Source organism: Hymenobacter algoricola, from assembly GCF_039539525.1.
In the GTDB taxonomy this organism is placed as follows: Bacteria; Bacteroidota; Bacteroidia; order Cytophagales; family Hymenobacteraceae; genus Hymenobacter; species Hymenobacter algoricola.
Map to the genome: position 1 here is coordinate 19,391 of NZ_BAABDH010000111.1, position 23,107 is coordinate 42,497.

General features: G+C 61.9%; 19 protein-coding genes and 1 tRNA gene. 10 read left to right on the top strand and 10 right to left on the bottom strand.

What is annotated here, in order from left to right; all coding sequences use genetic code 11:
• Positions 1 to 40: 40 nt before the first annotated feature.
• Complete coding sequence (locus ABD842_RS19075) at positions 41 to 481, bottom strand: QcrA and Rieske domain-containing protein (RefSeq protein ID WP_345117401.1); 441 nt, start codon at positions 479 to 481, stop codon at positions 41 to 43.
• A gap of 103 nt (positions 482 to 584) precedes the next feature.
• On the opposite strand from ABD842_RS19075, the gene ABD842_RS19080 reads away from it, so the two are divergent.
• The 4 genes from ABD842_RS19080 (at position 585) to ABD842_RS19095 (ending at position 5,355) form a co-directional block, all read left to right on the top strand.
• Entirely contained in the window at positions 585 to 2,426 is a 1,842-nt protein-coding gene (locus tag ABD842_RS19080; RefSeq protein WP_345117403.1) for an ABC transporter ATP-binding protein, read from the top strand.
• Positions 2,427 to 2,588: 162 nt separating this feature from the next.
• Positions 2,589 to 3,098, top strand: coding sequence for a hypothetical protein (locus ABD842_RS19085; protein WP_345117405.1), 510 nt, complete (start codon positions 2,589 to 2,591; stop codon positions 3,096 to 3,098).
• 10 nt (positions 3,099 to 3,108) lie between these two features.
• Positions 3,109 to 3,693, top strand: coding sequence for a D-sedoheptulose 7-phosphate isomerase (gene lpcA, locus ABD842_RS19090; RefSeq protein ID WP_345117406.1), 585 nt, complete (start codon positions 3,109 to 3,111; stop codon positions 3,691 to 3,693).
• 123 nt (positions 3,694 to 3,816) lie between these two features.
• Positions 3,817 to 5,355, top strand: coding sequence for a YifB family Mg chelatase-like AAA ATPase (locus ABD842_RS19095; RefSeq protein WP_345117408.1), 1,539 nt, complete (start codon positions 3,817 to 3,819; stop codon positions 5,353 to 5,355).
• Positions 5,356 to 5,408: 53 nt separating this feature from the next.
• On the opposite strand, the gene ABD842_RS19100 is transcribed toward ABD842_RS19095, so the two are convergent.
• Positions 5,409 to 5,484: transfer RNA gene (locus ABD842_RS19100), tRNA-Lys, on the bottom strand.
• Between the two features lie 239 nt (positions 5,485 to 5,723).
• Between ABD842_RS19100 and ABD842_RS19105 the strand changes: the two genes are divergently transcribed.
• Complete coding sequence (locus tag ABD842_RS19105; protein ID WP_345117410.1) at positions 5,724 to 6,755, top strand: quinone-dependent dihydroorotate dehydrogenase; 1,032 nt, start codon at positions 5,724 to 5,726, stop codon at positions 6,753 to 6,755.
• A gap of 6 nt (positions 6,756 to 6,761) precedes the next feature.
• On the opposite strand, the gene ABD842_RS19110 is transcribed toward ABD842_RS19105, so the two are convergent.
• Positions 6,762 to 7,460 (bottom strand): DUF2306 domain-containing protein, encoded by a 699-nt coding sequence (locus tag ABD842_RS19110; RefSeq protein WP_345117412.1) that lies wholly within the window; start codon positions 7,458 to 7,460, stop codon positions 6,762 to 6,764.
• 183 nt (positions 7,461 to 7,643) lie between these two features.
• Positions 7,644 to 8,771 carry an acyloxyacyl hydrolase gene (locus ABD842_RS19115; protein ID WP_345117413.1) on the bottom strand — a complete coding sequence of 376 codons (1,128 nt, stop codon included), beginning with the start codon at positions 8,769 to 8,771 and terminating at the stop codon, positions 7,644 to 7,646.
• Positions 8,772 to 9,047: 276 nt separating this feature from the next.
• On the opposite strand from ABD842_RS19115, the gene ABD842_RS19120 reads away from it, so the two are divergent.
• From ABD842_RS19120 to ABD842_RS19135, 4 genes are all read left to right on the top strand, one after another.
• Complete coding sequence (locus tag ABD842_RS19120; RefSeq protein WP_345117415.1) at positions 9,048 to 9,794, top strand: porin family protein; 747 nt, start codon at positions 9,048 to 9,050, stop codon at positions 9,792 to 9,794.
• Positions 9,795 to 10,049: 255 nt separating this feature from the next.
• A complete protein-coding gene (locus tag ABD842_RS19125; protein ID WP_345117417.1) occupies positions 10,050 to 10,748 on the top strand; it encodes a porin family protein in 699 nt (232 codons plus the stop codon).
• 6 nt (positions 10,749 to 10,754) lie between these two features.
• Positions 10,755 to 11,342, top strand: a complete 588-nt coding sequence (locus ABD842_RS19130) for a porin family protein (RefSeq protein ID WP_345117419.1) — start codon at positions 10,755 to 10,757, stop codon at positions 11,340 to 11,342.
• Positions 11,343 to 11,472: 130 nt separating this feature from the next.
• A complete protein-coding gene (locus ABD842_RS19135; protein ID WP_345117421.1) occupies positions 11,473 to 12,084 on the top strand; it encodes a porin family protein in 612 nt (203 codons plus the stop codon).
• A 62-nt stretch (positions 12,085 to 12,146) separates the two neighbouring features.
• On the opposite strand, the gene ABD842_RS19140 is transcribed toward ABD842_RS19135, so the two are convergent.
• The 4 genes from ABD842_RS19140 to ABD842_RS19155 form a co-directional block, all read right to left on the bottom strand.
• The gene (locus ABD842_RS19140; protein WP_345117423.1) at positions 12,147 to 13,511 is read right to left on the bottom strand and encodes a dipeptidase; all 1,365 of its coding nucleotides are present in this window, start codon (positions 13,509 to 13,511) and stop codon (positions 12,147 to 12,149) included.
• Positions 13,512 to 13,579: 68 nt separating this feature from the next.
• Positions 13,580 to 13,996, bottom strand: coding sequence for an STAS/SEC14 domain-containing protein (locus ABD842_RS19145; protein WP_345117425.1), 417 nt, complete (start codon positions 13,994 to 13,996; stop codon positions 13,580 to 13,582).
• Positions 13,997 to 14,198: 202 nt separating this feature from the next.
• Positions 14,199 to 14,885: a hypothetical protein gene (locus tag ABD842_RS19150; RefSeq protein WP_345117427.1), complete on the bottom strand. Its 687-nt coding sequence runs from the start codon at positions 14,883 to 14,885 to the stop codon at positions 14,199 to 14,201.
• 626 nt (positions 14,886 to 15,511) lie between these two features.
• Positions 15,512 to 16,066: a papain-like cysteine protease family protein gene (locus ABD842_RS19155; RefSeq protein ID WP_345117429.1), complete on the bottom strand. Its 555-nt coding sequence runs from the start codon at positions 16,064 to 16,066 to the stop codon at positions 15,512 to 15,514.
• Positions 16,067 to 16,239: 173 nt separating this feature from the next.
• On the opposite strand from ABD842_RS19155, the gene ABD842_RS19160 reads away from it, so the two are divergent.
• On the top strand, positions 16,240 to 16,692 hold the full coding sequence (locus tag ABD842_RS19160) for a hypothetical protein (protein WP_345117431.1): 453 nt from the start codon (positions 16,240 to 16,242) through the stop codon (positions 16,690 to 16,692).
• A 4-nt stretch (positions 16,693 to 16,696) separates the two neighbouring features.
• On the opposite strand, the gene plsY is transcribed toward ABD842_RS19160, so the two are convergent.
• Together plsY and ABD842_RS19170 are read right to left on the bottom strand one after the other, a co-directional pair.
• The gene (gene plsY, locus ABD842_RS19165; protein ID WP_345117432.1) at positions 16,697 to 17,335 is read right to left on the bottom strand and encodes a glycerol-3-phosphate 1-O-acyltransferase PlsY; all 639 of its coding nucleotides are present in this window, start codon (positions 17,333 to 17,335) and stop codon (positions 16,697 to 16,699) included.
• A gap of 295 nt (positions 17,336 to 17,630) precedes the next feature.
• A complete protein-coding gene (locus tag ABD842_RS19170) occupies positions 17,631 to 23,090 on the bottom strand; it encodes a hypothetical protein (protein WP_345117434.1) in 5,460 nt (1,819 codons plus the stop codon).
• Positions 23,091 to 23,107: the final 17 nt, after the last annotated feature.

Consider the following 23,107-nt stretch of genomic DNA (forward strand, 5'->3'; position numbering starts at 1 on the left):
GCAGCCGGACGGCTGGATGGCTTCGTGGGGGCCGGCAGAGTCAGCTGGTTACGCGCAGCAGATTGCCGGTCTGGGTGGCCGTGTAGCGCCGCAGCGCCCGGTTGGCGGGCCCCGTCACCACCGTGCCGTCCAGGGTGAAGACGGAACCGTGATTCGGGCACACAAACTGGCTCGGGCCGGACTCAAAGACGATGGTCGTGCCCTGGTGCGGGCAGGGCGCCTGCAGCGCCGCGTAGCCGCCGGCCGCCGTTTTGACCACGATTACCTGCTTGTTGGCTCCGTACACGTAGCCCCGGGCCGGATCGTGCAGCGCCGCGTTTTCGGGGGCCATCAGGTCAAGCGTAAAATCGACCTGGGTGACGACCGGCGGCGGGCCGGGCGCCGGGTCCGGGTCTTTGCTGGCGCAGCCACCCAGGCAGCCCGAGGCCAGCACCGCGGCGGCGCCCATTCCGAAGAGGTGAATAAATTCCTTGCGTTCCATAAGTTGGGGTCAGAGCTGGGAGTAGAATATGGGCTGAACTCGTGCGTCGGCCGCAAAAGGTTGCCCGGCCCGCAACAGAATGCCGGTTACCTTTGCTGCCCCCATGAAGACTTACCTCCGCATTCTGCACTACGCCCGGCCGTTGGCCGGCTTTCTGCCGCAGTACCTGCTCTATACCGTGCTGACCATCTTTTTCAGCATCGGCAACTTCACCCTGATTATTCCCCTGCTCAAAGTCCTGTTCGACAAAACGGACAAAGTGCCCCTGCTGGCCCCCGACCGGCTGCCCGCCTTCCGCCCCACCATTCAGTGGGTCACCGACACGTTCAACTTCTTCTTCGCCGACGTGCTGGCCGACCGCGGCAAGCTCGGCGCGCTGGCCTTCGTGTGCCTGGTAGTGGTGGGCTCGGTGCTGCTGAGCAACGTGTTCCGCTACCTGAGTCTGCGCCTGCTGGCCAAAATCCGGGCCCGCGTGATTCAGAACCTGCGCCGCGACCTGTACCACCGCATCATTGGACTGCCGCTGAGCTTTTTCGGCGGGGAGCGGAAAGGTGATTTGATGTCGCGCTTCACCTCCGACGTGCAGGAAGTCGAAACTTCGGTGGTCAACACCATGACGGCCGTCATCAAGGAGCCACTGACCATTGTGGCCTATTTCGTGGTCTTGTTCCACATTTCGGTGCCCCTAACCTTGTTTACGCTGATTCTGCTGCCCATTTCGGGGGGCGTTATTGCCGGCGTGGCCAAGCGCCTGCGCACCCAGGCCAAGCTCAGCCAGAAAACCCTGGGTACCATGCTCTCGGTGATTGACGAAACCCTGGGCGGCATCCGGGTTATCAAGGCCTTCAACGCGCAAGGCTACATCAAGGGCAAGTTTGAGGAGCAGAACGACCAGTACGCCCGCACCTCCCGCACCATCGACAACACCCGCGACCTGGCTTCCCCGTTTTCGGAGTTTGCGGGCGTGACGGTGGTGGCCGGGCTGCTCTACTTTGGCGGCACGCTCATTCTGGGCGGCCAGTCGAACCTGACGGGCGAGGTATTCATCGGCTACGTGATTCTGTTTTCGCAGGTGCTCACGCCGGCCAAGGCCCTTTCCTCGTCGTTTGGCAACATCCAGCGCGGCCTCGTGGCGGGCGAAAGAATCCTGAGCATCATCGACACCGAGCCCGCCATCCGCGACAAGCCCGACGCGCAGGTGCTGCCCGCTTTCCAGCGCCAGATTGAGCTGCGCAACCTGCAGTTTGGCTACGGCGACCAGCTGGTGCTGCAGGACATCAACCTGACCATCCAGAAAGGCAGGACCGTGGCGCTGGTCGGGCCCTCGGGCGGGGGCAAATCGACGCTGGCCGACCTGCTGCCGCGCTTTTACGACCCCACCGGCGGTCAGATCCTCATCGACGGCCACGAGGTGCGCGACTGCACCATTCACTCCGTGCGCGACCAGATGGGCATCGTTACCCAGGAAAGCATCCTCTTCAACGACACCATCTTCAACAACATCCGCTTCAATACCGAGGCCACTGAGGAAGAGGTTATCGAAGCTGCCCGTATTGCCAACGCCCACGAGTTTATCGTCCAGACGCCCGAGGGCTACCAGACCACCATCGGCGACCGGGGCTCCCGGCTTTCGGGCGGGCAGCGGCAGCGCCTGAGCATTGCCCGCGCCATCCTGCGCAACCCGCCCATTCTGATTCTGGACGAAGCCACTTCGGCCCTCGACACGGAAAGCGAAAAGCTGGTGCAGGAAGCCCTGACGCGGCTGATGCAGAACCGCACGTCCCTGGTTATTGCCCACCGGCTGAGCACCATCCAGCACGCCGACGAAATCATTGTGCTCCAGCACGGCCGCATCGTGGAGCGCGGCACCCACGAGGATCTGCTGCGGGGGGGCGGGCTGTATCAGCGCCTGAATCAGATGCAGACCAACGGCCTGCTGGCCTAAGGTCAGCCGCGGCAGCCAACGGTAAGCCGGATTCCTGCGTTTAGCCCCGTAGCCGCGGCTTGTTTGCGCGCCCGAATTGGCAAAGCCCTATATTTAACCCGCCAATGAGGCCTCCGCGTGGTGTAGCCATCGGTTTCTCCGAAATCCAACTCCGTTTTACTCATGCTTGCCATCAAACGTCTCGTCACCATTCTGGTAATGGTTTTTGTTCTGCTCGGGCTGCTGCTCATGCTGGTGCCCTCGGTGAATGCCACCGCCCAAGGGATGTTCAGCAGCGGGCCGGTCGGGCTGTATAAAGCGCTGTTCATCACCGGCTTGGTGCTGCTCGGGCTGCAGCTCATCACCGAAAACCTCGACAGCGTGCTGCTGCGCCGGGAAGTAGCCCTGCACAACGGCAAGATCAACGAGCTCAAAGCCCGCCTCTACGACCAGCAGACCAACCCGCGCGCCGAAGGGCAGCAGCGGGCCGGCGGCACCACTACCCTGCCGCCCGTGGTGGCTCCCGAGCCCGCCTACACGGCGCCGCCCGCCCGCCCCGAAGCCGCGCACGACGGGCAGCATCCCACCTTCCCGCAGTCGGACCCCGGCCTGCTGAATGTGCCCCTGGACCAGCCCAACACAATCATTACTCCTTCCCCAGCTTCGGACCCCCACAACCGTCCGGCGCTGTAACTCCGCCGCCGTGCCTGCACCGCTCACCGAACTTATCCGGGCCGAACTAACCGAAGCCCGCACCGTCCTCGACCAGTTTCTGGCCGACCCCAACCAAATCAGCAGCATCGAGCAGGCTGCCCGGCTGATGGCGGAAAGCCTGCGGGCCCAGGGCAAAATCCTGAGCTGCGGCAACGGTGGCTCCCTGTGCGATGCCCAGCACTTTGCCGAGGAGCTCACCGGCCGCTACCGCCAGGACCGGCCCGCGCTGGCCGCCATTGCCCTCACCGAAGCCTCCCACATGAGCTGCGTGGCCAACGACTACGGCTACGAGTACGTGTTCAGCCGCTACGTGCAGGCCCTGGGCCGCCCCGGCGACGTGCTGCTGGCCATCAGCACCAGCGGCAACTCGCCCAACGTGCTGCGCGCCGCCGAAGCCGCCAAAGCCGCCGGCATGAAAGTCGTGGGCCTCACCGGCAAGGACGGCGGCCAGCTGGCCGGCCTCTGCGACGTAGAAATCCGCGCCCCCCACGCCGGCTTTGCCGATCGGGTCCAGGAAATCCATATCAAAGCCATTCACATCCTGATTCTACTCATTGAGCAGCTGGTGAAGTAGCCCCGCCTACTGCGGTGATACCGACGAAAAGCCGGTTGGTTCAGCTTAGCTGGGCCGACCGGCTTTTCGTGTTCTAAACGTTCTATATTTAGCCAGTTCTTCCCGTCCTATCCTTCGTGTGCTATGCTTACCAAAACCTACGGCTCGGCCGTGCAGGGCGTAAACGCCAACACCATCACCATTGAAGTGGTGGTGTCACAGGGCACCAATTTCTTCGTGGTCGGGCTGCCGGATAACGCCATCAAGGAAAGCCAGCAGCGCATTGAGGCGGCCCTCAAATTCCGGGGCTACAAAATGCCGCGCACCAAGGTAGTGGTGAACATGGCGCCCGCCGATATCCGCAAGGAAGGCTCGTCCTACGACCTGCCCATTGCCCTGGGCATCCTGCACGCCTCCCAACAGCTGCTTACCGAGGAGCTGGGCCACTACATTATCATGGGCGAGCTGGCCCTCGACGGAGCCCTGCGGCCCATTCGCGGCGTGTTGCCCATTGCCATTCAGGCGCGCAAGGAAGGGTTTAAAGGCATCATGCTGCCCGTCGAAAACGCCCAGGAAGCGGCCATCGTCAATAACCTCGACGTGATTCCGGTCGAAACCATGCAGCAGGCCATTGATTTCTTCGAGGGCCGGCTGGCCATAGCGCCCGTCACGCTCGATACCCGCCGGGTATTCCAGCAGGCCGCCAACCAGTACACCGCCGACTTTGCCGACGTGCAGGGCCAGGAAAACATTAAGCGGGCCCTGGAAATTGCGGCGGCCGGCGGCCACAACGTCATCATGATCGGGCCGCCCGGGGCGGGTAAAACCATGCTGGCCAAGCGCCTGCCCGGTATTCTGCCCATGCTCACCATGCTGGAAGCCCTGGAAACCACCAAGATTCACTCCGTAGCCGGCAAGCTGGGCGCCAATGCCTCCCTGCTCAGCAGCCGCCCGTTTCGGTCGCCCCACCACACCATCTCCGACGTGGCCCTGGTGGGCGGCGGCGGCAACCCCCAGCCGGGTGAAATCTCGCTGGCCCACAACGGCGTGCTGTTTCTCGACGAGCTGCCCGAGTTCAAGCGCACGGTGCTGGAGGTGATGCGCCAACCGCTGGAGGAGCGCCGCGTCACTATTTCGCGGGCCAAGGTCAGCATCGACTTCCCCGCCAACTTCATGCTCATCGCCAGCATGAATCCCTGCCCCTGCGGCTACTACAACCACCCCGAGAAAGAGTGCGTGTGCGGCCCCGGCGTGGTGCAGCGCTACCTCAACAAAGTCAGCGGACCGCTGCTGGACCGCATCGACCTGCACGTAGAAGTCACGCCCGTCACCTTCGACCAGATGACCGAAACCCGCAAGTCGGAAACCAGCGCCGCTATTCAGCAGCGGGTCGAGCAGGCCCGGCAGGTGCAGGTCGGGCGGTTCCAGGAGTTTCCCGACGTGCACTGCAACGCCATGATGCCGCCCCAGATGGTGAAGGATATGTGCCAGATCAACGACGCCGGACGTACCCTGCTCAAAACCGCCATGGAGCGCCTGGGCCTCTCCGCCCGCGCCTACGACCGCATCCTGAAAGTGGCCCGCACCATCGCCGACCTGGCTGGCACGGAAGACATCCGCCTCGAGCATCTGGCCGAAGCTATCCAGTACCGCAGTCTCGACCGGGAAGGATGGGCCGGCTGAACCCGGCCTCAGGCAAACAAAAAACCCTCACCGCATAAAGCGGTGAGGGTTTTTGGTGATCCCGCTGGGATTCGAACCCAGGACCCGTACATTAAAAGTGTACTGCTCTACCAGCTGAGCTACAGAATCATTTCCCGGGGAGCGAAGGTCATTTTTTCGCTCTGTGGGGGTGCAAAAGTGCTAGACTTGTCGTTGGTATCCAAACTTTCGGCGGCTTATCTGCCGACGCCCGGGCGACTCACGGCGGTATCTGATTTACTGTCATACACATAACGATGCAAAAAAAAGTCGGAGCAATGCGGGTTGGGCGCGCGTTATTCCCGCCGAATAAGTAGGAGCTTTGCACTCCGTACTCATTGTGGCCCGCCATGTACAAAGCCCTGCTTAAACCCCTGCTGTTTCAGTTGGATGCCGAACAGGCTCACCACTTCGTATTTGACAACCTGAAGCGCAGCTTTCGGCTACCGGGCATGGCCGCGCTGATGCGCCAGCTCTACGACTTTGAGCACCCGGCGCTGGAGCGGGAAGTGTTCGGGCTGAGATTCCGCAACCCCGTCGGGCTGGCGGCCGGCTTCGACAAAAACGCTGAGCTGCCCGACGAGCTGGCCGCGCTGGGGTTTGGCTTCGTGGAAATAGGAACGGTGACGCCGCGGCCCCAGCCGGGCAACCCCAGCCCGCGCCTGTTCCGGCTACCGCAGGACGCGGCGCTGATCAACCGCATGGGCTTCAACAACGACGGGGCGGCCGCCGTAGCCCAGCGGCTGCGGCAACGACGCACCGGCCTCATTATCGGGGGCAACATCGGCAAGAACAAGGACACGCCCAACGAGCTGGCCGCTGCCGACTACGTGGCCGGCTTCGAGGCCCTGTTCGATGTGGTCGACTATTTCGTGGTAAACGTCAGCTCGCCGAATACGCCCAACCTGCGGGCCCTGCAGGAAAAGGAGCCGCTCATCCGCCTGCTGCAGCAGGTACAGGAGCGCAACCTGGCCCAGCCCCGGCCCAAGCCCCTGCTGCTCAAAATTGCGCCGGACCTTACCGACGGCCAGCTCGACGACATCCTGCTCATTGCCCGCGAAACCCAGCTCAGCGGCCTGGTAGCCACCAACACCACGATCAGCCGCGCCGACCTGCGCACGCCGGCAGCTACCATCGGAAGTATGGGCGCGGGGGGCCTTAGCGGCCGCCCTCTGCGGCAGCGGGCTACCGACGTTATCCGTTACCTGCACCAGCACTCCGGGGGCAGCCTGCCGATTATTGGCGTGGGCGGCATTGCTTCTCCGGCTGATGCGCAGGAAAAGCTGGCCGCCGGTGCCGCGCTAGTGCAGCTCTACACCGGCTTCATCTACGAAGGCCCGGCGCTGGTAAAGCGCATCAATCAGGCGCTGGTGCCGCAGTAAGGTAGCTCAGGGCCGGGCAGCGGCCCGCTGGATGCGGATTTCCACCACTTCGGCGGCCGGCGCGTGCGCAAGCCGGGCCCGGTAGCGGCGCTGCGCCCATATCAACGCCGGCACCATCACCAGCGTGGGCCACAGGAAGTTGAGCGGAAAGGGAATAAACGCAAGGCTGGTGGCCGAAAAAGCCGATACGGCCGCAATGTACGAGCCCACGAAGCCCGACATATGGTTCAGCAGCCACTGCCCGGCCGGCCAGGGACCCTTACGCCGGAAAGCCCTGATCTGCCTGGTAGTCGTCATCAGCCCGATGGCCCCGAACACGATGGGCACCGGATTCTGGCGCGCGTGCAGCAGCCCGTACCCGATGGTGCCCGCAAATACGAGCGTGCCCAGCCCCACACCCAGCCAGTCGGCCAGGGCCGGCGCGGCCTCCCCGCGGGCCAGCTGCTTGTGGTAGAGGGAGCGGTAGCCAAACCAGGCCAGATACAGGCTAAAGACCCCCGTGAGCAGCAGAAAGGTGAGGCCGTGGTACGTCGCCGATACCAGAGCCGTGCTGCCGGCCACCACCATGGCCCAGAAGAAAATCCGGCCCCACAGGCGGTGCGCCGGGCCTCCCTTGCGCACATACAGGGCCGCCGGGGCCACGAAGAAGCCGATAAACCCGGCCGTAATATGAATCCAGCGGTTGGCAAGCAGAAACGTTTCCATGGGCGAACTGATAAGCGTGGACGCCGGCAGTAGGGCACCAGCGCAGGGGCTAAGTAAGCGCACTGCGCCGCCGCAAGCCACTCGGCCTTACCCAACCGTCGGATCAGCTGGCTGAAGCACCCGGTATGACTACCCAAGCGGTGAGCCGGACTCGGTCTTTCCCTCGTTTCGGCCGTCGCGGCTCTATAGCGTCGTCCCGACTTTCAGCTCGACCACGTCGGCCGCACCGCGGTGCACTTTCAGGTCGACGGAGCCCCAGAACCGGTCGCTAACGTGGTACTTGAGGCCCAGCCGCTCGTAGTAGAACTTGTTGGACTTGTAGGGATTGTACACGTAAAAGCCCAGGTGCGACCCGAATGCCAGCCGCCCGAACAGCAGCTCGTGGCCCACGAACACGCCGGCTTTCTTCACGTCGGGCAGGGCTTCGCCGGTTCGCGTGGTATCCTGCAGCTGGGCCAGCAGGCTGCGGTCATAAAACCCTTCCAGGCCGACTACCAGGTTGCTCTTGCGGTTTATCCGGCGCCCACCCATCACCGTTACCGAGTTGACGGCGTACTTGCGGCGGTCCGACTCATTGCGCTGCTTCCAGCCGATGCTGGTGCTCAGATCCAGAAAGTTGTGACCGAGGTCGGCGGGCTCGTCCGTTGCGGGGTTGATGGCAAGCGGCTGAAACGGCCGCTGCTGGTGGTAGTTGAACCCGACCAGCACGGTGGGCAGGTTGATGCCGAAGTTGGGCTTGGTTGTCGCGCCGTTGGAGTAGTGGTTGAGCGCCAGCCCCAGCAGCAGCCCCCAGTGCTCGGCTACGGCCACGTCGTACTCCAGGCGCAGCTGCAGCGTAGCATTCAGCCGCGAGCTGACGATGGTGTTCTTGTGGTTGGTGGCCAGATCGAAGCGCACGGGAAAGTAGGCGATGCCGGTGCCGAGGCGGAAGTTGAGCTCGTGGCGGGCCGTGCGCAGAATGCTCTTGTTGAGGTAGATGCTGCTGGCGTAGGAGCGGCCCAGCACCGGGTTACGGTAGTCGTAGTAGACCAGGTTGACCCCGATTTTGGGATACTTGTACCAGGCGTGCCAGGGTTCCGAGCCGTTGGTCTGCCGCTGCACGTTCAGCTCCAGGCCCGTGGGGTGCGACACGGCCAGGTGCTTTACCGCCGGCGTGTGGGCAATAATAAAGCTGCCCTGCGCGTAAACGCCCAGAATCAGCGGGCCTTTGGGCGCGACGGCACTGGCCGGCTGCGCCGCCGCGGAAAACGAGCCCAGACCAGCCATTCCGACCAGCACTACCCCAGGAAAACGACCAGCAACAGAAAGCATAGACAGGCGAAGCAAGGCGTCAAAAATAGTAAAACCCGGGGCAGGGCGGCCGGAAACTTCGCGCCGCCGGGCAAATTCTAAGCCGCTACTACTGTTGAACTTCCCCGGAAACGGGCCGGCCGCCAACCGGTTAATTCTGAATGAAATCTGCAGTAAAGCGCAACCCTGACCGGGCAACTTACGATATGAGGCCCAGTTACCAGCTTGCGTGTCGACTTCATCGGAAGAAAGCTGCCACCCCACCCACCCTCATCTTCACTTTTTACCAGACTTGCCATGAAAAAGCTTGCAATAGTTACCTGTGCCCTGGCCGCTGCCAGCTTCGGAACCGCCCACGCTCAGGATGCCGGCGGCTTCCGCCTCGGCATCAAAGCCGGCGCCACCTACTCCAATATCTCCGGCGACAACGTGCAGCAAATCACCGGTGCCAACTACAGCACCGACCTGGGCGACTATAAGCTGGGCTACAATGCCGGCGTAGCCGTAACCATTCCGCTGACCGACGATGGCTTCTTCTCCTTCGCTCCGGAGCTGCTCTACAACCGCAAGGGCTACGAAATCCAAACCACCCAAACCAGCAACCTCGCCGCCAACATCAAGTCGGTAGAGCAGGAGCAGCAGCGCGTGCTGCACTACTTCGACGTGCCGCTGCTGGCTAAAATCAATGCTGGTGGCCTGTTCTTCGAGCTGGGTCCACAGGTAAGCTACCTGTTCGGCTCCAAGAATAAGTCGCAGACAACTACCAAATACACCAACGGCGAAAAAGACAAGGTAGAAGCCAACAGCGGCTTCCTCGACTACACCGGCGTCAGCCGCGACGATGCCTACAAGTCCGACCTCGCCCAGTTTGACATCAGCGGCCTGGCCGGCCTGGGCTACCAGACCGAAGGCGGCCTGAGCGTGGGCCTGCGCTACGCCCGGGGCTTCAACTCCCTGATCGACTCGAAAAATACCGACAACGAGCCCAAGGCTTTCAACAACGCCTACACGCTGCAGCTCGGCTATTTGATTCCGACCAAATAGTCAGCTTAGGCTAACCGCAAAAAAGGTGGCTGCCCTTCCGGGCGGCCACCTTTTTTGCATTTGCGGGCCGGCCGACCGGGGGAAGCGGGCAAAAAGCGCTTTTCCTAATCCCCTGAAAACGTGGCGGCAACAGGCCACACGGCGGAGTATTGGCAGCAAACCGCGCAGATTGGCCTGAAAATGGTGCGGGGCGCCTGACCTGCCGGCTCCGGTTCGGCAGCCTCGGGCATTGCTCACCAACATCACTTTGGCCTCATGAAAAAGACCTCCTTCTTACTGGCCTCGCTGCTATCGGCAGCAGCGTTGTTTTCGTCGGCCGCGCACGCGCAGGGCGTACGGCTGGGCCTGCGGGCCGGCGCCAACTACTCCAACCTGGCCGGCAACCTGGAAAACGAGACGACCTACAACAACAAAATCGGGTTTCTGGGCGGCGTAATTCTCAATGCCAGCCTTAGCGACGACGAGTTCCTGTCGGTGCAGCCGGAGGTACTGTTTTCGCAGAAAGGATTCGAGAACAAGTCGGCCGAGTACAAAAACATCTTTGGCACCACCCAGCGGCGCGAAGGCAAGGTCAACTACAACTACCTCGACGTGCCCGTGCTGCTCAAGGTCAACGCCGGCGGGCTGGTCTTCGAGGGTGGTCCGCAATACTCCTACCTGCTCAGCGTGAAGGACGAAACCACCATCACCCGCACAGGCGGCCTCAGCGGCAACACGTCCACGACCACCGTGCACAGCCAAAAGGATTTGAGCGGACTGAATCGCAACGAGCTGGGCTACGTAGCGGGCGTAGGCTACCAGGCCGATACTGGCGTGAGCCTGAACCTGCGCTACACCGGCGCCTTGGGCGACTTCGTCAAGAATGACGACGGCAGCTACTTCGACGGCGACCTGAACAATGCCCGCCACTCGGCCTTCCAGCTTTCGCTGGGCTACCTGATTCCCAACAAATAACGCCCTATGATGATGATGATGATGCGTCGGATCAGCCTTCTGCTCGTTCTTTTTGCCGCGCCAGTCCTAGCTGCGCAGGCTCAGCTCAAGCTGGGCGTGAAAGCCGGGGTTAGCTACACCACGTTCACCGGCTCCAGCCTCGGCGCCTATAAGGTGGGGGGCCACGGGGGCTTGGTCGGCAACGTGCTGCTCAACGACTTCCTTTCCCTGCAGGGCGAAGCACTGATATCGATGAAGGGCGACCAGACCCGGGACCTAGCTGTCAACATCAAGAACAACCTGCTCTACCTGGATGTGCCGGTGCTGCTGAAGGTGCACGCCGACGGTCTGTTTTTTGAAGCCGGCCCGCAGGTGGGCCTGCTGCTGGCCGGGAAGCAGAAGCCGGGCAGCGACCTGAATACCAAAAGCCAGTACCGCCCTATCGACCTCGGCTACGTGGCCGGCCTGGGCTACCAGTGGAAAAGCGGCCCTAACCTCGGGCTGCGCTACAACGGCGGCATCATCACCGCCAACGACCCCGGCGCGCAAAATTTGTTTAGGCGCCGCAACAGTGCCTTCCAGCTCTACGGCGGCTATATCTTCGGCGGCTGGTAGCCGCCGACGGTCTTCGTTTACCCTCAGAAAGGCTGTTTCCTGCACAGGAAGCAGCCTTTTCTGTTCCTGGGCCGGCCTCGTCATACCAGGCCACCGCTCCGGCCCGTTACTGGTTTTTTGGCCTGGCTCTATGAAAAAGCTATTACTACCCCTCACCTTATTCAGTACCCTACCTACCGGCGCCGTATTCGCCCAGCAGTCGGTGCCGGGGCTGCGGGGCGGCATCAACTCGGCCACCTACGCCGGCTCCGCCAACACCGCCGCGCTGGTCGGGGGGCTGGCGGGCGTCACGGTGACCACGCCGCTCAACCAGGCGGCCACCTTTGCCTTTCAGACGGAGCTGCTGTACGCGGGCAAGGGCAGCAAGCTGACCGGCGTTACTTTCGCGGGCATTCCCGGGCTATCGGGTACGCAGCGGCTGCACTACCTGGAGCTGCCGCTGCTGGTGCAGTACCGGCCCCACAACTTCGAGCTGGAAGCCGGGCCGCAGGTCGGCATGCTGCTGGCCCAGCAGACGGAGCTGTCCGACGGCGGCAAAAACCGCTTCAGCAGCACCGGAACCGGGGGCCTGCGCACCTTTGAGGCGGGCTATATCTTGAGCGCGGGCTACCGGCTGCCCCAGGGGCTGGGGGCGGGTCTGCGCTACAACCGGGCGCTGTCGGGCATCAGCGGCGGCCGGCTCCACAATTCAGTTATCCAGCTCCAGCTCAGCTACCAGTTCCGCAAGAACCGGACGACTTAAGAAAGCCAAAAGCCCGGTGCCTGCGCAGGAACCGGGCTTTTTTTACGGCCAGGGCCGGGCGGCTACTTCTTCATGGCCGCCGTGTAGTTGCGGTAGAAGTGCGGGATGGTTTCGATGCCCTTCATAAAGTTGAACACGCCGAAGTGCTCGTTGGGTGAGTGGATGGCGTCGGAGTCGAGGCCGAAGCCGAGCAGGACGGTATCCAGGCCCAGCTCGCTCTTGAACATGGCCACGATGGGAATGGAGCCGCCCCCGCGGGTGGGGATGGGGCGCTTGCCGAAGGTAGTTTCCATGGCGTCGGCGGCAGCTTTGTAGGCTACCGAGTCGGTGGGCGTTATTACCGGCTCGCCGCCGTGGTGGGGCGTTACCTTCACCGTCACGCCGCTGGGGGCAATGCTGGTGAAATGCTGCTGGAACAGGGCCGTGATTTCGTCGGAGGTCTGGTGGGGCACCAGGCGCATCGAGATTTTGGCGTAGGCCTTGGAGGCAATGACGGTTTTGGCACCCTCGCCGGTGTAGCCGCCCCAGATGCCGTTCACGTCGAGCGTGGGGCGGATGCTGGTGCGCTCCATGCTGCTGTAGCCCTTCTCGCCGTAGATATCGGTCAGGCCGATGCTCTGCTTGAACTCGTCGTCGGAGTGCGGGGCCTTGGCCATTTCGGCGCGCTCCCCGGCGCTGAGCTCCGCCACGTTGTCGTAGAAGGCGGGGATGGTAATGTGGTTGTTCTCGTCGTGCAGGGAGGCAATCATCTTGCACAGCACGTTGATGGGGTTGGCCACCGCGCCGCCGTAGAGGCCCGAGTGCAGGTCGCGGTTGGGGCCCGTCACCTCCACCTCGTGGTAGCTCAGCCCGCGCAACCCCACCTCGATGCTGGGCACGTCGTTGGCCAGCATGCCGGTGTCGGAAATCAGGATGACGTCGGCCTTGAGCTTTTCCTTGTTGGCCTTCACGAAGAGGCCCAGGTTGGCGGAGCCCACTTCTTCCTCGCCCTCAATCATGATCTTCACGTTGCAGGGCACGCCGCCGTCCTGCAGCAGCACCTCGAAGGCCTTTACGTGCATATACACCTGGCCTTTGTCGTCGCAGGCGCCGCGGGCGTAGATCTTGCCGTCCTTGATGACGGGCTCAAACGGCGGCGAGGTCCACAGCTCGTAGGGGTCGGCGGGCTGCACGTCGTAGTGGCCGTAGACGAGCACCGTGGGCAGGCTGGGGTCGATGATTTTCTCGCCGTAGACGATGGGGTTGCCGGCGGTCTGGCACAGCTCCACGTTTTCGATGCCCACTTCTTCGAGGCGGGCCTTGAGGAAGTCAGCGGCCTTGAGCACGTCGCCGTGAAACTTAGGATCAGCCGAAACGGAGGGGATACGCAGCCAGTCGAGCAGCTCGCTTAAGAAACGGTCCTGGTTGCTTTCGAGGTAAGAAGCCATGCGGGCGGTGGGTTTGGTTGGGATATGGGGGTAAAAGTAGGCAGAAGCCGGAAGTTAGGAACCAGCGGCTAGCGCTTGGGGGGGCGCACGGTGCGCAGCCAGGCTTTGCCCTCTTCGTCGGTACCGAAGAGGCGCACCTCGAAGCCCTTGAGCTGGGCGTAGAACTTGGCCGCCGAGGCGTCGGCCATCGAGTCGGGCGTCGAAATCATGGCGAAGTAGCGCACGCCGGCCGTCGTGGCGTTGGGGGCCCACTCGTTCAGCACCCACTCCAGCGAATGGTCCCAGGGGCCCAGCACCTTACGCGTGTCGTTCAGCACGCAGTGGAAGCCCGCCTCGGCTACCGCCGCAATGTAGGCCGCGGCCCCGGCCTTGATGCTCTCGGCGGTGAGGTAGCCGGCCCAGTCCACTGCAATCCAGCGGTTCAGCGGGTCATCCTCAATAGTAATGTAGGGCCGCCCCAGGGCGCTTTTTAGTTCTAGTTTCATACAAAGTGTGGCAGGGCCGACCCGGGGGCCGGGCAGCAGCAAGGAGGGCGAAAAGGCGGGAGGTGGCAGCAGCACGCTGCCACCGATAATTGTCTTAAAGATACCCCCCCGCCCCCGCCTTCCCTAGCGCCCCGGACCCAAAAACGCCCCGGCAGCCGAAATAAGCGGTAGCCGGGGCGGGCGGCGGGCAGGGCGCTGCGGGCTACCCGGCCACCGCCGGTTTGGGAGTGGCCGGCCCGATGGGGTCCACCACGTACTCGCGGGCCCGGGTGGCATCGGTGAGCTTCCACACCGACTCGCCGGCGGCGCAGAGCTGCACCAGCTGCCGGTAGAGGCCGTTGGCAAACAGGATACGGGCCCGGGTGGCCCCGCTGCGGGTGTTTTCGGCCTCCTTACGGCTCATCAGGCCCTCGAGAAAAGCCTCGTTGTGTTGCTCTACCGCGTCGAGCATGGCGGCGGTGAGGCCTTCATCTTTGTATTCTTCGAGGTACTTGCGGCCCTGGCGCACGAGCATGGTAGCGGCCAAATGGAGCTTGGCCTCGCCCAGGCTGGACACGTCGGACACCCCAAACCGCTTGTAGCGGGGCGTCCGGGGGTCGTCTTTGAGCATGATGATGCTCATTGCGGCCTGCATGCTGGTTTCCAGATCCTGCACCACCGCGTCCTTTTCGTCGGTCACGGCCGCTCCTTCCTGCACCACTACCGTGTCGGGGCTCATGTCGCCGAAGGCGGCGGTATCGAGCCGGAACTTGGTCAGGCGCCCCGCCGTGACGCCCCGCTTGGCCAGCTCCGTGGTATCACGGCTCAATGACGGCTGAAGGTCGAGGCAGCGCTGCCACAGCTGGGCCTGGGTAAAGGGGTATTCGGCAATGGGATTCTTGTCTTTCATAAAGGCGGGAATAAGGAAGGGAGAGGAATACGCCGACTATCAGCCCGGTAATCGGGTGCTTCTAAAGTATTCTTCCTCACGAATATATCCTAGGCCCGCGGCTGAATTATCTGCCGGCGAGCCCGAAGCCCCAGCCAGTAGTTCCCCCAGGTTTCCCGGCGTAGCCGAAGAAGCTACCGGCGTAACCCAAGAGCCTCCCGGCGCTCCCGAAGGCCTGCCCGGCGCAACCGAAGAGGTTTCCGGCCCGACCGAAGCAATTACCGGCGCTGCCGAAGCCGTTTGCGGCGCAACCGAAGAGGCTATCGGAGCTCCCGAAGAGGTTACCGGAGCTATTTTCACTTCTTCAGTCGGGCCGGATGTGGTTTCGCAGAAGCCGGTGGCTGCCTGAGTGGTACTTGTCGGAGCTTCGGGGGTTCCAGGTGGGGCTTCGGCCGTGCCGAATAGCGTTTCGCCCGCCGTCGCTCGGCTGTGCCGGGTGACGACTACGCTTTGAGCAGCTGCGTTGCCGATTCGTAGGCGGCGTTTGGCAGTAGATAGCGGTGCAAGACGCTTGCAGTGTAGCCTCTCCGGCGTAAGCCCTACTCGGCATTGCCGAGCAACGGCGCCCTAGTGTATAAGTAGACAAGCTAATACACAACTATGGCTGCTCTCCAAATAGAGTAGAGCTGATTGAAATCGACTGGCCTAACATAAATGGACATCGGGTCATTTAAATAAAAGATGGGCATCATGCCATCAGGAGTGTTTTGCCACGCCATTCCTCGTAAGACAACAAAATGACCAATTGTAGGACTTGTTTGAAGATAAATGACAACTGCTTTATTGTTAAGCAACGTGTTGTATAAAACACTGGGGCTGGCGGGTGGAGCAATACTTGAATAATGCCCGCCATACGCTAGAACTAGATTCTGAATATCAGTTAAGCTCCCTGGAACACTACAGGCCCCCACTGTGGTACAGCATATCATCGGATTGGCATGCTTAGCAGTGGCCACTAGCTGACATTGCGAAATATCGTTACCCGTCAACCAATAGATTATCTGCTCAGATGCGGCTGCCCAACACCACATTGGGTCAATCTGTACCCTATTTTCAATATTTAGGATAGGATCTTGTGCTTTCGTCGCACCAATGCTGCTTAAGCAGAAAACAATACCAAGGAGTACGTGGCGATATTTCATATCAAGTCCTACACAATGAATCTCAAACAGGGTCAGCCGTCAGGTCTATCTACAAATGATGATGCCGCCCACTCTAAAGTAATCTAAATAATAGCATTCACAATATATAAGGGCAAATAAATATGGTATTAGTCTAAATTTTCTTATACTCGTTTCTGCTATGCCTGATTACAATGCCTCGCTTCACATCTTCCCAAATCACAAGCATCCTTGTTGCGTTAATTGGCGCACTGGCAGCTATTATCGTCCCCATCTATGTCCACTACAAATCATTGCCCACTACTGTCGACGAAAGCGTTTTGAAAGGCCTCGAGCGCGAGAAGACAATCTCACAGAACTTGGTAATTGCCTTCCGAGAAAAACGCTACTTGGACGTGTGTGAAGACTTCAGTGCGGTCACGAAAGTGGCACTTCCTGTCTCTTCCATTCAATCATCGAGTGATACGGTGCTGGTGCGCTTAGGCCAGCCTCTATCCAATTCCGAACCGATGGTTATTCAAAACCCGCAGGGTGATTTAGTTGTGATTACTCAACGGTTTACTAAAGGCAACCTTGTCATTCAAACAGTGTTTAACCAAGAACGCACCAAAATTATGCAGCTTTGGATGCAGCCTTACTATCGTTAGAATATTACTTCCGCCCAAACAGCGGCACCCGGCTCTCATTGCCGGCCCGCAGCCGCCCGATATTCGCCCGGTGGGTGTAGATGAGCAGGGCGGCCAGGATGAAGCCGAAGTAGAGCAGCAGTGGGTTCTGGGGGCGGAAGGCGGGCAGCAGCTGGAGCAGGGCAAAGGCCACGCCGGCCGACATGGACGCCAGGGACACGTAGCGGAACAAGACCAGCACCACCAGAAACACGAGGATGCAGACGCCGACCGTGGCCGGGGCAATGGCCAGCATCATGCCCAGCACCGTGGCTACGCCCTTGCCCCCTCTGAACTGGGCGAAGACGGGGTAGATGTGGCCCAGCACGGCCAGCACCCCGCAGGCCAGCTGGAAGTAAAGCAGCTTATCGGCCGCAATGGCACCCTGCTGGAGCATCACGGTGGCCATCATGGTAGCGGCCCAGCCCTTGAAGATGTCGATGGCCATGACCACCGAGCCGGGCTTCTTGCCCAGCACCCGGAAGGTGTTGGTGGCCCCGGCGTTGCCCGAGCCATGCTCCCGGATGTCGAGGCCGAAGAAGCGCCGCCCCACCCACAGGGCCGTCGGGATGGAGCCGATGAGGTAGGCGGCGAGCAGCAGGGCAAGAATAAGGGGCAGGTTCATGGGCAGCAGAGCGGGGAAAGGGAGTTGGCCAAAGATAGGTGTTGCGTCAAAAGAACGGCATGACGAGCGAAGCGAGACATCTCGCGGGCTGATGGTGTCGGAAAAAGGACGTCGGGCCCGATCTGGCTTCCGCTTGCCGAAGCATCTTTACTACAATGGCAATTCCTGTAGCAACGAAGCGGGAGAGATGCTTGGCGGGACTCAGCATGACGTCCCTTTTTGATGAGGGTTAAAAAAAACAGCCCCGCGCCGGAGTCCGGGCGGGGCTGCTGTAGGGCATAAGGGAAGGTCCGGCTCAGGAGTCGCCGAAGGGGTCGTCGGCGTTCTTTTTCTTCTTCTTCTCGTCGTCCTTAGCTTTCTTCTCCTCTTCCTTCCTGAGCTTTTCGGCCTCCTTGGCTTTACGTTCCTCCTCCTTCTTGGCGGCCGCGGCTTCCCTGGCGGCGTCTTTCGGGTCAACGGCCGCCGGAGCGTCAGCGGCGGCGGGAGTAGCGGCGGGAGTAGCGGCGGGAGTAGCGGCGGGAGTAGCGGCGGGAGTAGCAGCGGGTTGCTCCACTACGGCTTCCTTCTTTTTCTTGCTGGTGTCCTCGGCCGGCGGAGTGGCCGTGGCGTCGCCGTTGCTGAAGGGGTCGTTGGCGTCGTCCTTTTTCTTTTTCTTCTTGCCCGTGTCTTCTACCGGCGCATCGGCGGGCGCGGTGCCATCCTGCACGGCGGCGTCCTCCTTGTTCTTCTTTTTCTTCTTCTTGTCGGCCTCCATAAAGTCGAAGGTATCGGTGGCCCCGCCCCCGCTGCCGGAGCCGGAAGCCACGGCCTTCTTCTTGCTGTTGTCGCCCAGGAAGTCCTTGCGGAAGTGGCGGGTGAAGTTTTCCTTTTCCTGGTCGTCGCCGAGGTAGAAGCCGTACTCGGTGGCCGTGTTGTAGTCGCCCTTGGCCTTGAAGCCGATGATTTCGTCGAAGGAGCCGTGCTGGGCCTTGGCCAGCAGCACGTTGTTGGCGTAGCGGATGTGGTACCAGGTCTGGGGCTCGGCTTCGAGGTACATTTCCACGGCGTCGCCGGTGGCTTCCTTCTTGATTTCGATGTAGCCGTCGATCAGGGCGTTGATGTCCTTCTTACCGATGCTGACCAGCCCGATCTTGCCCACCGAGTACCAGGCGCTGAGCTTCGGGCTCCACACCAGGTTCACCTGGCTCAGCACCAGCGTGTGCAGGAACTTGGCCGACACCTTCTGCAGGGCCGTGTAGCCGCCCTTGCGGTCGGAGTAGCTCTGCACGGCCTTGCTGCCGATAAACTCGCCCATCTTGTAGAGCTGGGCCTGCGAGCCGTTCAGCGCCTCGGGCAGGCCCTTGGTGTTGGTGGCCATATCGGTGCCCATGGCTTCCACGGCTTTCTCCGGCATGTTGATGTCGAAGTTCATGAAGGTATCGAGGCGGTAGATGTTGCTGTCGGGCTTGGCGTAGCCCAGGCCGGCGGCGTTCAGGGTGTAGTCCTTGTTGGAGTTGATCAGGTTGAGCTTGCCGCGCAGGTTGACGGCGCCCGTGGAGTCGGCCACGGTCATCACGCTGCCCTCGTACACGTTCGGGTCGGCCAGGTCGTTGCGGGTGATGGTGTACACCTTCTTTTTGGCGTCGAAGCTCAGCGTGCCGTCCACCTGAAACAGGTTCATGTCGGTAATGCCCGGCTTCACGGCCACAAACAGCGGGTACACCTTCATCGAAGCGTCGGACACGAACAGGCCCGCCACCATCGGCGTGCCGTCTTCCGACTTGGGCGCGGTCAGCCGGATCCTGATGCCCTTGGGGTCGATGCTGTCCTGGACTGCAAACCACTCGGCGGCCGCCTGGGACTTGCTGAACTCCAGCCGGCTCTGCCCGTCGAAGGTGAAGCCGCGCTTCTTGGAGTTCAGGTTCACGGCCCCGCGGTAGGAAATGCGCGGTGCCAGGTGGAATTTCTCCTCGGCCTTGAGGGAAGCCACGGCGGTAGTCGGCGGGGCAAACGGCTGGCCGTCGTCCTTTTTCTTGAGCAGGCCCTTGCTGACGGCCTTGCCGCCTTTCATTGGCTTGCCGCCCAGCGCCGCGGCCGAGTCGACGGCGAAGGAGCTGAACTTGATGGCGAAGGAGTCGGCGGCGGCGTTCTTGTAGCTGTACAGGGCGTTGCCAGTGAAGGCCGTGCGCGACAGAATCTTGATTTCGCCCTTGTAGAGGTGGTGGTACTTGTAGAGCGAGTCCATCACGATGTTGGCGTTCTGGAAGGTGCGCATCTGGGCGTTGGCCAGCACGTACACCTTGTTGCTGTCGGGCTCAATCCAGGCGTCGGCGGCGGCAATGTAAGGCACCCCGCCGGCCACCAGACGGTAGCGGTTCAGGTCGTACAGCCCGGTGCTGGCCCGGAACTTCAGCCCCTTCTGCTCGGGCTTGGTAGAGTAGAAGTAGGAGCGCGACGAGTCGGCGCCGGCCGCCACGCGCATCTGCACGATCTTCTTCTTGAAGTCCCACTTGCCGCCGCTGAGGGTGGTTTTGTAGTCCGAATACGGCAGGTCGATGCTGGCCTTGCTGCCTTCTTCGCGGGCGAAGTCGGCGTAGCCCTGCTTGATGTTGTAGGTGAAGGCCACGTCGTTGGCCGTCAGGGCGGGCTTGTTCACCTCCGCCGACTTGATGCTCAGCGTCGACTTCTTGCCCGAGTAGCTGGTAGGCTTAAACACAAAGGCGCGGGAGCGGATAAACGACTGCGGCCCGTCCATGCGGCCGTCGCCGTAGAGGCCGCCGGGCGTCAGGATGGTGGTGCCGCGGAAGGCGTAGTCGCCGTTGTAGTACTTCATGGCCTGGGCTTCCTTGGAGGTGCTCAGGTACATCGAGTCCTGCTTCACGGCCCACTTCATCTGGTAGCCCGGCAGCAGCGTGACCTTGGCGAAGTCGACGCCGTTGAGCGGCCCCTGGCCGATGGTCGCCGTTTTGCCCACCGTCACCACCGAGTCGCGGTAGAAGATGAACTGGTCGCTGAGAAACTCGCCGGTCAGGTAGTTCATCTTGCCCACGCCCTGAATACCGCGGTTGCTCATGCTGACCTTGTTGAACAGGCGCGCTTTGCCCCCGTACACCGGGAAGCCTTCCTTGGGCACGTCGTAGACGAAGCCCAGGGAGCCGTCGTCCTGCAGGCTCAGCTTGGTCTGGAAGCTGGGCATGATGCCGCCCGACACAAACGTGCCCTTAAAGCCCACGGCTGAGCGGTTCTTGTTGTTGAGCGAGTCGAGCTTGAAGGGCGGAATGTCGAAGTAGACGGCCGTGTCGTAGGCGCCGCCCAGCACTTCGGGCTTGTTGAAGAACACGTAGGCGCCGGTGCTGGCGTCGAACGAGGGGAAGGCCCCCAGCTTCTTGCGGCCCGACTTGTTGTTGGGCGCGTTGATGTAGAGGCGGCCGGCGGAGGTCTTGTTCTTGTTGGTCAGGGTGAAGTCCGACTCCTTGCGGGCCTTCATCACCGAGCCTTTCGAGCCCTTGCCTTTCACGATGATGGAGTCAATCTTGACCAGGTCGACGTAGAAGCCGTCGTAGTCGAACTTGAACTCCTTGCCCTTGAAGATGAAGGCCGAGGCTACCACGGTCCCGTTGAAGAGCACACCGCGGTTTTTCTGAATGCGGATGGTGCTGGAGTCGGGCTTCACAAACACCGTTATGGAGTCGTCGGAGAAGTTGAAGCGGTCTACGCCGCGCACAATCAGGTCGTTGCTGTTCAGGTCGAGCGTGGCATTCTTGCCGTTCGGCGACAGGGACTTGATGGCAATATGGTCGTAGTCCTTCTTGCCCCGCGACGAGTTCACGTAGTGCGAGGCCTTGGGCAGCAGCGTCACCTGCTCGTACTGGGGGTTCCACTTCACGTAGCCATCCCGGGCCAGGCCGGCAATGGCGGAGCGCACGTTGTCTTCCTTGAGCTTGAGGTTGGTGGCCATGTCCTGCACGGTGAAGGTTTTCACGTTGCCGTGGGCCTGGCTGTAGCCCACCACCATCTGCAGCGGGTGCAGCTTGTTGATGGACTTGATCTGCTGGTAGCGGGTGTTGGTGTAGAACTCCTTGGACTCGAAGTTGGCCGTCACCTGGTTTTTGGCCGTCAGGATGGCAAACTGGATGTTGGGCGTGCGCAGCGGCCAGGTCAGCATCTCGGTCTGAATCTCCATCTGGTGGTAGGAGTCGGCGTAGGGCGTGGTCTTGTAGAGGCCTTCCTCGCGGGCCAGCTGCAGAATCTGGCGGGTTTTGGAAAACTTCAGCTTCACCCCGGGGTGGGTGAGCGAGTCCGTCTTATCCTCGAAGATGGTGACGGCCGCCCGGTTTGCCGTTATCAGCGAGTCGCCGAGCACGTAGGCGCTGGACGAGGCCCGGAACTTGGGCTTACCGTCGATTTCGACGATGATGCGCGAGAGGCTGCCGTCGAGCGAGGCCGACAGCGTGCGGCTGCCGGCCAGCGAGAAGCCGCCGTAGTAGCGGATGTTGTCGCCGATGTTCTTGACGCGGGCGTCGTTGGTGAGCGAAATAAAGCGCGGGTAGCCGGAATCGGTGGCACCGGGCTTTTTCTTCAGGCTTTTGTAGGCAAACGCCCCCTGCACCGGCGCTTCCAGCACTGCCGGGTACGTCAGCGTCATGGGCTGGGCCGTGAGTTCGGCCTTGGTGAAGTCGAAGTCGAAGTTGGTGAAGTCGGCTGTCACCAGGTTCTGCTTTACCGACCACACGTACTGCCCGCCCTGCCCCACGAAGCGGCTGGTGCCGGGCACCACGGCGCCGCTCACCTTGCGGATGAAGATAGAGTCGCCGGCGGTGGCCATAAACAGGTCCGCATCTTTGAGCAGCAGCACCGGGCCGCGGGTGGGCGGAGCCACGTAGGTGTCGTAGGAAGCGTAGGAAGGAGCCGGCTCGGGCTCCGGCTCCGCTACCGGCGCGGCGGCCTTGGTGCCGGGCGTGGTTTTGGCGGGCGCTTTCGCTAACGGCTTTTTCTTGGGCGTCCCCCAGCCGTCGTCGCTGCCCCAGCCGCTGCCGCTGTCGCCCCACAGGTCGGCCGTATCCCAGCCGCTGCTGCTTTTCTTTTTGGCGGGTTTGGGCTTAGCGGGCGTCGTGGTGGTTTTGATGGGCGCGCCGGTGGTTACGGGCGTCGAAACCGGGGAAGGGGCGGCGGGCTGGGGTGGCGCGGGGGCCACCGGCTGGGGCATATCGGTTTCGTTGTAGGCAAAGCTGAACGTGCCGCCAACAACGCGCAGCTTGTTGTAGCGCGAGCTGTAGAGAAACTTGGTACTGAGAAACTGGGCCGAGGTCTGCAAAAACTTCTGGGTGGCCAGCACCGGCTCCCGCTCCAGGGTTTTGGCCACCACGTCCAGATACTCGTCCATCTGCTTGTCGGAGAAGTTCTGCACCGTGGCGCCCGCCGTTACGGCATTGAACAGGGCCTCAAAGTCGGGCCGGGGCTTAAAGCGCCGCGCCAGCATCTGCTGGCTCAGCACCACGATGCGCCCCTGCTGGGTGGCCGTGAGCTTGTTGCTGGCCCACAGCTGCTGGAGCCGGGCCGCGCTGGCTTTGGCCGCCGTGTTGTTGGTCGTCACCATCATCGACTGCACGTCGGTGATAAACTGCGCCGGCTCACTGGAGAGCTTGCCGGTGAACTTAGGCAGCACCGGCGCGGCCGGGGCCGGTACGGGCTGCTTAGCCGGATTCTTCTGGGCCCACGCGGGGGCGCTCAGTCCCAACACCAGCGCGCAGAGCCACCCAAAAACAAATTGCTTCATATTTTTTTCCGTCGGGG